The following is a 12,026-nucleotide window of genomic DNA, read 5'->3' on the forward strand; positions in this document are numbered from 1 at the left end:
ACTCACAAGGAGCACATCACCATGAACACCTCTCCCGCTCTGCGCATGGCGGTCACCGCGTACACCGCGCTCGCGCACCTCCTGTCGACCGCCGAGCAGAAGTTCACCGACGCCCGCGAGGAGGGCGACCGCGGCGACAACAACATCTCCACGATCATGTGGATCGTCGGCATCGTGGCGTTCGCGGCGATAGCCATCGCCGCGTTCAAGGTCCTCGGCCAGTCCAAGCTCGACGACATGAAGGGCCTGTAAGTGGCTCTTCGGGCACTCGCCCGTCGTATCCGGCAGCGGTGGCGGGAGGACGACGGCGACGCGAGCCTGCAGATGCTGATCTGTTTTCCCGCCGCCCTGCTGCTGACGTTCATGGTGATCGAGACCTGCAACGTCTACTTCGCCAAGCAGGCCGCCACCACCGCGGCCCGCGAGGCCGTCTCCGGTGCTCGCGCCTACGGCAACAGCACCGGAGACGGTGTCGCGCGGGCCAACTCCGTCTTCCAGCGGGTCCACGGCACCCTGGTCAACCCCCGTGTGAGCGCCTCCGGTTCCGACGCGAACCGTGTCGTGTTCACCGTCACCGCCAAGGCACCGTCCCTGCTCGGTCTCAGCATCACCGTCACCGAGCGCGCCACCGGCCCGGTAGAGAGGTGGACCACCCCGTGACCAGCCGCCTGCGGTTCCTGCGCCGCCTCCGTCGTTGCGACGACGACCGCGGCAGCGTCGCCATCGAGTTCGTGATGTGGGTCCCCGCCGCGATCCTGTTCCTCGCGATCGCGTTCGTGGCGGGGCGCATCGTCATGGCCGGCAACGCCGTCGACTCCTCGGCCGCGGCCGCCGCCCGCGAGGCCTCGATCGCCCGCAGTCCCGGTGAGGCGCAGAGCAACGCGCGCGCCGCCGCCGAGGTCGCGCTCTCGGACCAGAAGCTCAAGTGCGCCAACACCAGCGTCAGCGTGGACACCTCCGGCTTCAGCGCCCCGCTGGGCACCTACGGCGCGGTCACCGTGCGGGTCAGCTGCACGGTGCAGCTGAACGACCTCGGCTTCTCCATCGGGACCAAGACCGTCCAGTCCAGCTTCACCTCCGTGATCGACAGGTACAGGCAGCGATGAGCACCACCACCTCCGCCTCCCGCCTCGACTGGCTCCGCGACGACCGCGGCTCGCTGTCGATGTGGTGGCTCCTGATGGTCATTCCGATGTTCGTCATGCTCGGCCTGTGCTTCGACCTCGGCGGGAAGCTGCGCGATGTCGAGCGGGCGGACGCGATCGCCGCCGAGGCCGCTCGCGCCGGCGGCCAGGCCATCGACCCGGCGAAGGCGATCGCAGGCAAGGCGGTCGTCTTGGACCCCGGCCCCGCTCAGCAGGCGGCCTACCGGTACCTGAACTCCGCCGGCGTCCGCGGCACCGTCACGGTCAGCGGTGACCGCAAGACCATCAACGTCCACGTCACCATTCAGCACAAGACGATTTTCTTGCAGGTCATCGGCCAGTCCTCGCTCCCCGTCGAGGGTCACGCCAGCGCTGAGCTCCTGCACGGCATCGGCGCTCCGGAGGGATGATCCGCGCCATGACACCGACTCGCTCCCACACCGCCCGGCGCCGCCTCCGGGCGGTCGATGTCGTCCGCGGCCTGGTCAGCCTGGTGGTCCTGATAGCCCTCCTCGCGGGACTGCCCGTGCTGCTGTGGGCCCTCACCGGCGTGCTGCTGCCCGAAGGGGTGTCACTCGACGAGATCACCTCGCTGCTGACCAGCCACCAGCTGGGCGCGCCGTTCTTCGCCGTCGTCATGGCGATCGGCTGGATCGGCTGGGCCACCTTCGCCCTGTCCACCCTGCTGGAGATCCCCGCCCAGTTGCGCGGGCGCCCCACCCTGCGCCTGCCGGCCCTCGGCTTCCAGCAGCGCATGGCCGGCGCCCTGGTCAGCGGCGTCCTGGTGCTTCTGCCCGTCGGAACCGCCATGGCGGCGCCGGCCTCGGCCGCACCCGTCGTCACGCACTCCCCCACCGCCGTCACCGCCCCAGCGACCGTGCAGGCGGCCACGACCGCCGACGCCCCGGCCGCCGTGGCGCGCACCACCGATCAGCACCCGGGGACCTACACCGTCGAGGCCCGCGACAGCCTGTCGAAGATCGCCCTCAAGCAGCTCGGGGACGCCTCCAGGTGGCGGGAGATCGCCGCGGCCAACGACGGCAAGACCATGGTCGACGGGACGACGTTCTCCACCCGCAGCGCCCTCCAGCCGGGCTGGAAGCTGGCGATGCCCAAGGACTGGAACCCCACCGACCGCGAGCACCGGGTCCAGCCCGGCGAGACGCTGTCCTCGATCGCGGAGAAGGAACTCGGCAGCGCCGCCGACTACCCCAAGCTCGCCGAGCTGAACGAGGGAGTGCAGCAGCCGGACGGCCGGACCCTGACCGACCCGGACAAGATCTATCCCGGCTGGGAACTGCAGCTGCCGCACACCGCCCAGCCCTCCGGCGACACATCCGCCCCGGCGCAGACCCCGGACGCGGGAGGGGGCGGTCAGTCCGCCCACGGCACCGAGAACGGCCAGGGCACCGGATCGACCGCCGATACACCCGCGCCCCACACCGGCGACGGCGCGGGCCAGAGCAGCACCCCGACGGCGGAGCCCACCAAGGAAGCCCCGAAGCCCCCGGCGACCCCGGACACCGGCGCGGACCACAGCCAGCCGGCGGCCACCCCGAGCACCGCGCCCACCCACCCGCAGGCCGAGCAGCCCCAGACCCCCGCCGCAGCGTCGGCCGACGATGCCGACGAGTCCTCCGTCGTGTCGGTGGTCCTGGCCGTCACCAGCCTGTTCGCCGCCGCCGTCCTGGCCGTCCTCGGCGGCCGACGCGCGCTCCAGCAACGCCGCCGCCGCCCGCGGCGGCGCATCCCGATGCCGCAGCAGGCCACCGCCACGGCCGACCTGGAGAAGCAGCTGCGGGCCGCCTCCGACCCCGAGGGCCTCGACCTGGTCGACTTCGCCCTGCGCACCCTGGCTGCCAACTGCGCCAAGGCCGGCCAGCCGCTCCCGCCACTGGAGGCCGTCCGCGTTACCGCCAAGGGTCTGGAGCTGTACCTGTCGGCGCCGACCCCGCAGATCGCGCCGTTCACCGAGATGGAGGAAGGCCCGGACCGCTGGTGGTGCCCGGCCCGGGGCGCCCAGCTCCTGGACGAGGACCAGGCCCACGACACCATGCCGCCCTACCCGGCGCTCGTCAGCCTCGGGGAGACCGAGGAGGGCGAACCCGTGCTCGTCAACCTCGAGTCCATCGGCGCGCTGCGCCTGACCGGCACCGGCACCGACATCCACGCCGTCATGCTGGGCATGGCCGTCGAGCTGGCCTCCTCCGGCCTGTCCGACGACACCACGCTGCTCCTGGCCGGCCTCGGCGAAGAACTCGCTGGCGTCTTCCCCGTCCGTGTCGAGTACCAGGAGGATCTGGCGCAGGCCCTGCCGGAGCTGCGCGCGCACGACGCCCTGCAGCGCCGTGCTCTGGAGGCACGCGACCTCGACGATCTCGGCCAGGCCCGCCTGTCCGAAGACGGCGGCGACACCTGGATCCCCAAGGTGCTGATCGCCCCCGCCGCGCCCAGCGGCGACGAGGCGAAGGCCCTTGTCGATCTGATGTCCTCGCGGCCCCGCACCGCGACCGCGATCGTCACCGAGGCCGGAGACGAGCTCGAGATCCCCGGCGCGTGGACTCTTCCGGCAGCGCCCGGCAGCCCGGTGCAGCTTCCCGGCCTGGATCTGACGGTCACCCTGCAGAGGCTGGAAGATGAGGCATATCTGCCGCTGGTCCAGCTGCTCGCCACGGCCGCCCGCACCGACGACGTCCCTGCCCCCGCCTGGACCCACGCGCCCGACGGCACCTCCGTGCCGAACGGCCCGAGTCCCATCCCGCAGCGAGGCGACTCCGCCCTCGCCCAGGACACGACGGAGGACGGCGCCCACGGCGAGGACACCGCGCTGGAGGACGCCGCCGAGCAGCCGCCCGCCGCTCTGCCGGCCGCTCCGATCGTGCAGGTGGCGGTCAGCGCCCTGCGGTCCTCCTCGGCCACGGCAGTACCCGACCTCGGTCTCAGCGCCCTGGCGCCCTCAGTCACCGGCGCGGCGGGCGGCGACCCGCTAGAGGAAGCCGAAGACGGAATCGCACCGGAGGTGGAGGCGTTGCCCAAGGAGCTCTTCGACGAGACGCTCCAGGAGGTCCTCGACGAACGCGACGACGAGGACGAAGAAGGCGAGGAGCCCGAAGACCTGGACGAGCTCGACGCCGGGCAGGCACCGGAGGGTTCAGCCCTGTCCCCGGAGGCCCTTGGCCGACCGGAGGTCGACCAGGTCGAGCCGGACACCGCGCGTCCCGTACGTCCGGCCGCCCGGGTCACCGCCGTCACGTCCGGCGTGCTGGCGGCCCTGAACACGCCGCCGGACCCGCCGGCCGCCCCTCAGATCCGGGTCCTTGGACCCGTCGACGTGATCGGCACCCTCGGCAAGGTCGAGTCGTACCGCCGCAACGGGCTCACCGAGATCGCCGCCTGGCTGGCCCTGCACCCGGGCAAGTCCCGCCACGAGCTCGACGAGGCGGTCTGGCCCGGCCAGCGGGTGCGCGCCGACACCCGCAACACGGCGATCTCCAAGCTGAGGGCGTGGCTCGGCCGCGATCCCCTCCTGGCGGCCGACGACCCGTCCGGCGCCTACCTGCCGACGATCAGCGGCGGCATCTATGCCTTCAACGACCAGGTCACCAGCGACTGGCAGCAGTTCCAGGCGTACTACCGGGAAGGGATGCACTACTCCGGCACGGAGGCCGACACCGCGCTGGCCAACGCGCTGGCGCTCGTTCGCGGCCGGCCGTTCAGCGACATCAACCAGTCCAAGTACGCCTGGGCCGAATACGACATCCAAGAGATGATCTCGGCCGTCGTCGACGTCGCGCACGAGCTCGCCACCCGGCGCATGGCGGTGCGCGACTACCGCGCCGCGCTCGCGGCGGCTTCCCGCGGGCTGGTCTGCGACACGATGAGCGAGCTCCTCTACCGGGACCTGTTCACCGTCTACAGCGAGACCGGTGACCGCCAGGGGATGGAGCGGACGGCTCATCAGCTGACGCGCATCGAGATCGAAAGCGGGTCCGATTCCGCGCCCGAGACGGTGGCCCTGATCAACGCGCTGATGGACGCGAACCGCATCGCGTCCGCCTGACCGAGCACGCGAAAGGGGCCTGTCCGAACCGGACTTCCGGTACGGACAGGCCCCCGACGTTTGGAGTCCTTGCCTAATTCGTTCAGGCGTCGGCCGCGAGACTCAGCGCGGCCACCCGGGCCTGTTCGAGGAGGGGCAGGAAGTCCTCTTGGGAGGCCCCGAGCGTGAGAGGCCGCTCGGATGGGGTGACCAGGTCCCAGCCGTGGGGCTGGAGACGAACCACGAGACAGGGCTTCGGAAACTGGTCGCCGAAACGCATCGGCCCGGTGCGGGGCGCGATGACGAGCACGTGCAGACCGGCCAGCGGCACGTCCTGCGATCGCACGGCGCGTACCGCCGCACCGATGCGGTCAAGCTCCCGGGCCACCGCCGCTGTCTCCTCCGGGGTGGACGAGCGCTCCACCCGCCAGTTGATGTTGACGGGGCCCTTGCCGGGCCTGAAGTCCGGCCAGCTCAGGGAGGGATGCACGCTCTGCATCCACGCGCGCATCGCGGTCCGTTTGTGGTCCTCGTCCCGTCCACGGCCCCGCTCCGACCACCACCGGAGAACGCCCTCCGTTCCCCCGCGGGCCAGAGCGGCGGCACTCTGGGCCGCCACGATCCGCTCTTCCAGGGCCGTCACCTCGCGCTCCAGGGCCGTCACCCGGCCGCGTGCGGTCTCGAGCTCGGCGCGCGCGGTGGCGAGTCGCTCACCGAGGCGCACCGGGTCGTCGGTCGGGTCCGTTGAACCAGCCATCTGCTACTGCCTCTTCTCTTCGGATCGGGTGCCGACCCCGGTCGCCGTTCGGCCGGATTCCGGGCTCAGCCCGCGACTGTTCGCCAAGAAGGGCACGCCGGCCCGCCTCTGCTCGGCGGGTGGGTCCCCAGGCGGGGTAATAACTAGACATTAAAGCATCTCATAGAGTTAAGCAACTCTCATTTGTACTGCACCGCTGCGAAGAGCCGGGCCGTGGAGGCGTCGTCGGCTCCGCCCGCCCGTGGACGCGCGGCGGTGCTCTGCGAGGATCGGCGGCGTGGAAGAGATGCGAGCGCGTCCCGGGTGGAAGCAGGTCCCGATGCCGCCAGCCGTGGCCGGCCTCCCCCGCGACGGCCGGGGATATCCGGTGGGCTGGACGACGCTCTGGGAACCCCGCGACGCTCCGGGCCGGTCCTCAGTGATCCGCAGCCCCGAGGAGGGCATGGTGCTGTGGTGCTACTGCGCGACCGGCACCGGGACCCCGCTGCTGGGACAGGTGTGTCCCCGGCGCCAGCGCACGGCGATGGCCCGGCGGCGCTGCCAGCTGTGCGGCTCTTCGATCGACCGGGACGCGAAGGTGGTCTTCATCGCCGGCGAGTCGGAGGGGACCGCCGCCCAGCTCGTACGAGAGCCACCGCTGCATGCGGCGTGCGCCGCCTACGCCGCTCGCGTCTGCCCCTACCTGGTGGTCGGGAGCCGTGCAGGGGCGCTCCGTGTCGCCGAGGCGCTGTCCTACCAGCTGTTCGAGGAGCGGGTCCGGCCCAGCGGCTTGGATCCGCAGGCGGACATGCTCAGAGAGGTGTTCCCCCTCGGGAGCAGCGCGGCACCGCGGTTCGGCGCGCTGGAGAACCTGATGGCCGTTCCCGCGGGCACCTGGGTCCCCTTCGCCGCCTGGTTCACCGACCTTGCTCCCTCGGGTTCCCAGGGCTGACCCTGCGCGATCCCGGCCGGCACGGTCACCGAGCACGCAAGTCGGAACGGACCTCGTCCCGGACGTGCCCGAGCCACCACAGCCGGGTCGGGTTCTTCCTCCAGTACTTGCGGGCCAGCCAGCGGTAGCGGCCGGGGCGGAGCCGCCCCACCGGCGCGGGCAGGCGCAGCCGGGTCATCTGCGCCAGCGGGCGCTCGCGGTACTCGTGCGAGGCGTTCCAGGCATCCAGTTCGGCGTCGCCGCTCGGGCAGCGGGGGGAGGCGGAGATCCGGTGCCGGGCGCAGAAGTCGTTCCAGGCGCGGAGGAGCTCGGAGTCGTAGGCCTCGGGGGCACCGCGGTGGCGGAAGCGGAATCGGGGCATGGGGCTGTCCTCGGCGATCGTTCGGGGCAGCGGGTGCTCAGTCGCGGTCGGCGGTCCTGGCTTCCTGCGGCCCGGATTCGGCAGGCGGTTTGCAGAAGGAGGGCGAGCACGGCACTTCCCGTACGCGGTAGCGGTGCCAGGCGACGTGGTGGTCGCACAGGATGCGCTTCGTCTCGCCGTGGATGCAGCGTTCGGCGATGTGCAGGTGGGGCGGCAATGGGGGCTCCTGCTGGTGGTGGGGCCGGGCCGGCTGGTGGGACGCCGGGCCCGGCGGGCGGTCGTCTCGTCAGTACTGGAGGCGTGTGCCGTCGAACACGGCGTCGTCCGGAAGGGAGGCACCGGGCAGGAGGCCGGTGATGACCCGGTGGGGAGCGCCGGAGACGTCGGCGAGCCGGACCGCCGGGTGCAGAGGCTTGGCGGACATGCGGGTGTCGTCGGTGGTCATGCCGATGAGGCGCTGCTGCGGGAGGTGGACCAGGAGGGCGTCGCCGATGGTGTAGCCGTGGTGGCGGTAGAAGTCGTCCAGGGCGGGCTCGTGGTTGACCGTCATCAGGCCGTACCGGGCTTGCGTGAACCGCTGTTCGGCGGCGCCGAGCAGGGCGGCGGCCACGCCCCGGCGGCGGTGGTCGGGGTGGACGGCAATGCCGTTGATCATGCCCATGCGGTGGACCAGCCGTTCCAGCAGCGGGAGGCGGTCGATGCCGGGGTGGGTGAACAGCCAGCGCGGCGGGCCGCCGAGCAGTGCGCCGATGAGGGTGCCGGTCTCGTTGTCCTCCGCGACCAGGGCCAGGCTCCGGTCGTGGGAGAGGGGCGGCATGGGCGGTGAGGCCAGGACGTCCCGCGCGAGGCCGAATGGGTCGGGGTCGAGGGGGTCGGCGAGGGCGATCACCGGCATGAAGGTGTCGGTGTCGGCGGGGCGGGCGTCGCGGACCGTGAATGCGGCGCTGCCGGTGGAGGGTCGGGGGTCGGGAAGCGGTGCCATGGCAGGGTCTCCTGGGGAAGTGAGAGGGATGGTCGTCGCGGTCAGCGGGAGGCGCGGCGGTCCAGGGCGCGCAGAACGTCGGTGAGCGTGCCGTCGGAGACGGTGTGCATCGGATCGCGGGTGGTGCCGCGCTGGGGGTCGTAGGCGTAGACCCGGGCCTTCGCGCCGAACAAGCGCATCAAGGTGTGGGCCGTCTCCAGGAGTTGCGCCTCGTCGGGCAGGCTGCCGAAGTCCGGTTCGGTGTGCAGAACGGCGAACCGGCGGCGGTCCGCGTACGGGAACTCGCCCCGGTGCATCCGGCGCGGGACGAAGCCCCACTGCTCGTGGAAGTTGTCCCAGTGGTCCTGAACGGCGGCGGAGGGGTGGCCCTCGTAGGGCTCGCGGGTGACCGTCGCGCCGGGCTCGTCGAGCAGCCAGGTGATGCGGTGGGGCTTGTCCCACATGGCGCCGCTGTCGATGAAGAGGCTGTCGTTGGGGGCGGTGGCCGTCCAGACCTCCGGCTCGGTCCACTCCCCGCCGTCCGCGCCGGGGAGTTCCTTGGGGCCCACCCCGGCGACGACCGCTGTACTCGTTCCGTCGCCGTTGTCGCGCAGCCAGGCGTAGTCGCCGGCGGTGGCGGTGAACCCGGGCCCGGGGCTCCACTGCGGGGCGTCGGGGAACGCCGCTTCGGGGAAGGAGAGCACGACCGTGACGCGGCCGCGGCGGTCGAAGCGGCGGGGGTTCCAGGTCTGGTTGATGGCGGCCTCTATGTGGCTGCGCAGGCTTCGCTTCATGTGTGGGAACTCCTCGGCTGGAACGGGGCGCGGCAAGGGACGAGCGGACGCGCGCCGGTGAAGGCAGGCCAGGCCGAGAAAGGTCATCGGCGGCCGATCAGTTGCCGCCTCGTTCGGCGACACCCACACAGTAATGCAGATTCATAGACTTAAGCAATCTCACGAGGCCCTTGACCTTCATTAATCTCACTCATAGAGTTAGGCAATCAGAACCGGGCGTCTTCGCCCCGCACTCGCGGCACGCCGCCGGACCTCCGCGCAGGCACCGCCGCCCTGGCACACACCCTTGAAGGGCCCCTCTTCATGCTCTCCGCGTACCCCTGGGATCACGACCAGACCTTGACCGCGCTCGCAGCGCCGGGCGGCGCGGGCGACCGGCACCGCTGGCAGGTCGCCGACACCGGCCGCACCTTCGCCGTCCACGGCTCCCACGCCTTCCCCGGCCACCCCATGTACGACATCTACGAGACGACCGACGGCGCCCCGCCGGTCCCGGCCGCCCGCCTCGCACAGCTCCACTCGCTCATGCGGGCCCGGCTTCTGATCGCCAAGCTCACGCGCCCCGCCTTCACCGCGAACTGGGCAGCATGGGAGACCGCCCTCGTCGTCGGCGAAGGCATCGACCTCGCCACCACCCCCGTACGCGAGCGCGGCACCTGGACCTTCACCTTCGACTACGCCCTGGACACCGAACACCAGGGCTACCGGTACGACGCCCAAGGCCGCCTCCTGGAAGCGGCGTTCCAGGCCGCCGCCGGCTTCTTCCACGATCACGAAGTGACCGACCCCGAGGCCAGCGAGGACGGCATCCTCGGCATCGTCCTGGCCTCCTACGCTCGCCGCTGCCCCGCGTCCGTCCAAACGGCCGGAGCCCGGACGTGACGGCCCACTGGCGGCGGATGGACCGCACCGCCATGACCGGCTCCCTGGTGAACTGGCCGACCCGTCTCGACAGCTACGGAGGCTGCGGCACCAGCGTCTACGCCGTGTGGCCCGAGGCATCCGACGAGCCGATGCTGGTCTGCTCCCCCGGCCTCCTGCTGCTCGCCCAGCTGCAGGAAGAGCCCATCGGCGAACGCGGCCCGTGGGCCGCGGTCTTCCCCGACATCGACGACGGCGACCCCGAGGCCGCCGAGCGCTCGACCGGCCTCCTGGCCGCCCTCCTCCTGGGCACCACCGGAGCGAGCTGGGCGCTGCGCGAACCGGACACCGACCCGGCCACGCCGATCGCCGAGTGCTTCGCGGGCTTCTGGACCGCCAGCGAGCAGGACCTCACCGCCGCAGGCCGCACGGTCGTCGACGCCCTCACCCAGTCCTACGGCCGCCCCCCGGTGCTCCTGACCGTCCAGGACACCTGACCACCCCCAACTCCCGACCGGAGAAGCGAAAATGACCCAGAAGCCCATCCCCCCGGCCCGCCCCGGCGCGGCGCCCTTCGCCGAACTGACCGGCATCAGCGCCTCGTTCACCCCCCTCGAACTCGAGGGCCTCGTGCGCACCGCAGCCGAAGCCGTCCACGGTGACCCGGACGATCTCAGCACCCGGCAGTACGAGCTGGCCGCCCGCGCCCACGTGCTGATGGCCGAGGAGGCCGAGGAGCAGGCCGCCGACGCCGGCGAGGAGTCACCGGCCGTCCGCTACACCCGGATGCTCGCCCTCCAGGAATGGCTGCGCGTCGAGGCCGAGGCCGCCGCCGAGGAGTTCACCGCGCTCCTGCGCGTCCTGTTCCCCCACGCCGCGTACGTGGTGCTGCAGGTCCGCGGCGACGACACCTTCATGGTGGACCGCGCGGTCACCGCCGACGGGACGACCGTCCACAACTTCGACGAACCGCTCCCCGCCCTGCCTGAGGACCTGGCCCGCGCCTGGGGCAAGGACCCGCGCTGCGAGCTCGACCTCGACCACATCGTGGGCGAGCTCCAGGCCGCCGGAGTCACCTTCGGCTCGCTGCCCGAGACGGCCCGCGATCTGGACGTCGACGACCGGTACGAGTACCTGCCCTCCATCGACCTGGGAACCGTCCGCATGACCACACCCCCCATACCGTCCCCAGCCTTCGGCACACCGCCTACCGGCCCTGCTTCATCAGCCGCCGCATCGTGATCCCGAGCCGGGCCGCGCGCTGTGTCCGCGCCTCGTTCTTCTGCCACTTCCCCGCCGTGGGTGGCCCGTCGTGTTCCCGTTCCACCACCTTGTGAGAGGACCAACCACTGTGACCCGCCTGATCAACACCGGAAATCACGCCCGCCAACTACTCAGCCAGGACGCCCGCGGCGCCATCGGTGCCGCCCTGGTCGCGCTGGAGCACGGGTTCCACGAGTCCGTCGCCTGGGGCAGCCTGCCAGTCACCTGGATGCAGATCCGCCTCCCGCATCCGGAGCTGATCGGTCCAGGACCCGCCAGCCAAGCGGTCGCGGTCGAGGACATGGACGTCCCGGCCTGGGCCCGCGACGGCGGGCCGACATTCCAGGTCGCGATGGAGGAGTACGGGCAGACGCTCCTCGACGAGTCCGCCGGTCTGGGCGCAGATTCCAGGACCAACCCTATGGGCCCGGTCGTAGGGCTACTCGCCCTCGCCGAGCGATGGGCGCTCGACCAGGGCGAACTCATCGAAGGCGTGGACATCCTGGATACTCCCGGGGCCAAGCAGCAGCGCAACCTGACCGCGGTGCTGGCCGACGGCACGGTCCTGGTCGTCACCCGCACCGCGGGTGAGCCGACCACGCGCCGGTCCCAAGGTCACATCTCCCGGTCCCCCCGCGGGCGCACCCTGGCCCCCGCACTGTGGCTGATGGGACAGGGTACGGGCGTCTTCCCGCTGGAGATGCCCCCGCCGGTGAAGCGCGTGTAGCGGGGCCGCGCGGGGCCGTCTCGATCGGCTCACCGGGCCCCGGCCGGGCTGGTCGGCGGGGCTCCGTCGCGGCCTTCACGGCGAACAGACCGTGCGGGGTGGGGCCCCACGCGCCAGCCCTCCAGCGGAATCTGCCCGCTGCGTCCTTCCCGTCAACCGTGTCAGAGGAAGGCACTATGTTGACTGC

At 71.8% G+C, this 12,026-nt stretch carries 15 protein-coding genes; 10 read left to right on the forward strand and 5 right to left on the reverse strand.

The genetic code is table 11. From position 1 onward, the window contains the following. The first annotated feature begins 21 nt into the window (after nucleotides 1-21). Genes F7Q99_RS35200 through F7Q99_RS35220 form a run of 5 tightly spaced genes read left to right on the forward strand, consistent with a single transcriptional unit; the run spans nucleotide 22 to nucleotide 5,205 of the window. A complete protein-coding gene (locus F7Q99_RS35200) occupies nucleotides 22-252 on the forward strand; it encodes a hypothetical protein (protein WP_153469907.1) in 231 nt (76 codons plus the stop codon). Beyond that, on the forward strand, nucleotides 253-660 hold the full coding sequence (locus F7Q99_RS35205; RefSeq protein WP_326847491.1) for a TadE/TadG family type IV pilus assembly protein: 408 nt from the start codon (nucleotides 253-255) through the stop codon (nucleotides 658-660). Beyond that, nucleotides 657-1,106, forward strand: coding sequence for a TadE/TadG family type IV pilus assembly protein (locus tag F7Q99_RS35210; protein ID WP_326847492.1), 450 nt, complete (start codon nucleotides 657-659; stop codon nucleotides 1,104-1,106). Before F7Q99_RS35205 ends, F7Q99_RS35210 begins: the two co-directional genes overlap by 4 nt. Then, the gene (locus F7Q99_RS35215; RefSeq protein WP_230211237.1) at nucleotides 1,103-1,555 is read left to right on the forward strand and encodes a pilus assembly protein TadG-related protein; all 453 of its coding nucleotides are present in this window, start codon (nucleotides 1,103-1,105) and stop codon (nucleotides 1,553-1,555) included. The genes F7Q99_RS35210 and F7Q99_RS35215 overlap by 4 nt, the downstream gene beginning before the upstream one ends. 8 nt (nucleotides 1,556-1,563) lie before the next feature. Further along, a complete protein-coding gene (locus F7Q99_RS35220) occupies nucleotides 1,564-5,205 on the forward strand; it encodes a LysM peptidoglycan-binding domain-containing protein (RefSeq protein ID WP_153469910.1) in 3,642 nt (1,213 codons plus the stop codon). Between the two features lie 82 nt (nucleotides 5,206-5,287). On the opposite strand, the gene F7Q99_RS35225 is transcribed toward F7Q99_RS35220, so the two are convergent. Then, entirely contained in the window at nucleotides 5,288-5,941 is a 654-nt protein-coding gene (locus F7Q99_RS35225) for a hypothetical protein (protein WP_153469913.1), read from the reverse strand. Between the two features lie 367 nt (nucleotides 5,942-6,308). Here F7Q99_RS35225 and F7Q99_RS35230 point away from each other — a divergent pair, with 367 nt between their 5' ends. Further along, on the forward strand, nucleotides 6,309-6,872 hold the full coding sequence (locus tag F7Q99_RS35230) for a hypothetical protein (protein WP_153469916.1): 564 nt from the start codon (nucleotides 6,309-6,311) through the stop codon (nucleotides 6,870-6,872). A 25-nt stretch (nucleotides 6,873-6,897) separates the two neighbouring features. Here F7Q99_RS35230 and F7Q99_RS35235 read toward each other — a convergent pair whose 3' ends face one another. The 4 genes from F7Q99_RS35235 to F7Q99_RS35250 form a co-directional block, all read right to left on the reverse strand. Next, nucleotides 6,898-7,233: a hypothetical protein gene (locus F7Q99_RS35235; protein ID WP_153469919.1), complete on the reverse strand. Its 336-nt coding sequence runs from the start codon at nucleotides 7,231-7,233 to the stop codon at nucleotides 6,898-6,900. Nucleotides 7,234-7,270: 37 nt separating this feature from the next. Next, complete coding sequence (locus tag F7Q99_RS35240) at nucleotides 7,271-7,450, reverse strand: hypothetical protein (RefSeq protein WP_153469922.1); 180 nt, start codon at nucleotides 7,448-7,450, stop codon at nucleotides 7,271-7,273. Nucleotides 7,451-7,519: 69 nt separating this feature from the next. Beyond that, nucleotides 7,520-8,215, reverse strand: coding sequence for a GNAT family N-acetyltransferase (locus F7Q99_RS35245; RefSeq protein ID WP_153469925.1), 696 nt, complete (start codon nucleotides 8,213-8,215; stop codon nucleotides 7,520-7,522). A 41-nt stretch (nucleotides 8,216-8,256) separates the two neighbouring features. Then, nucleotides 8,257-8,988, reverse strand: a complete 732-nt coding sequence (locus F7Q99_RS35250) for a hypothetical protein (RefSeq protein ID WP_153469928.1) — start codon at nucleotides 8,986-8,988, stop codon at nucleotides 8,257-8,259. A 303-nt stretch (nucleotides 8,989-9,291) separates the two neighbouring features. On the opposite strand from F7Q99_RS35250, the gene F7Q99_RS35255 reads away from it, so the two are divergent. From F7Q99_RS35255 to F7Q99_RS35270, 4 genes are all read left to right on the forward strand, one after another. Further along, a complete protein-coding gene (locus F7Q99_RS35255; RefSeq protein WP_153469930.1) occupies nucleotides 9,292-9,870 on the forward strand; it encodes a hypothetical protein in 579 nt (192 codons plus the stop codon). After that, complete coding sequence (locus F7Q99_RS35260; RefSeq protein WP_153469933.1) at nucleotides 9,867-10,346, forward strand: hypothetical protein; 480 nt, start codon at nucleotides 9,867-9,869, stop codon at nucleotides 10,344-10,346. The genes F7Q99_RS35255 and F7Q99_RS35260 overlap by 4 nt, the downstream gene beginning before the upstream one ends. 31 nt (nucleotides 10,347-10,377) lie before the next feature. Continuing rightward, the gene (locus F7Q99_RS35265; protein WP_153469936.1) at nucleotides 10,378-11,091 is read left to right on the forward strand and encodes a hypothetical protein; all 714 of its coding nucleotides are present in this window, start codon (nucleotides 10,378-10,380) and stop codon (nucleotides 11,089-11,091) included. 109 nt (nucleotides 11,092-11,200) lie between these two features. Beyond that, nucleotides 11,201-11,839, forward strand: a complete 639-nt coding sequence (locus F7Q99_RS35270) for a hypothetical protein (protein ID WP_153469939.1) — start codon at nucleotides 11,201-11,203, stop codon at nucleotides 11,837-11,839. The last annotated feature ends 187 nt before the right edge of the window (nucleotides 11,840-12,026 follow it).

Source organism: Streptomyces kaniharaensis (assembly GCF_009569385.1).
Taxonomy (GTDB): Bacteria; Actinomycetota; Actinomycetes; order Streptomycetales; family Streptomycetaceae; genus Kitasatospora; species Kitasatospora kaniharaensis.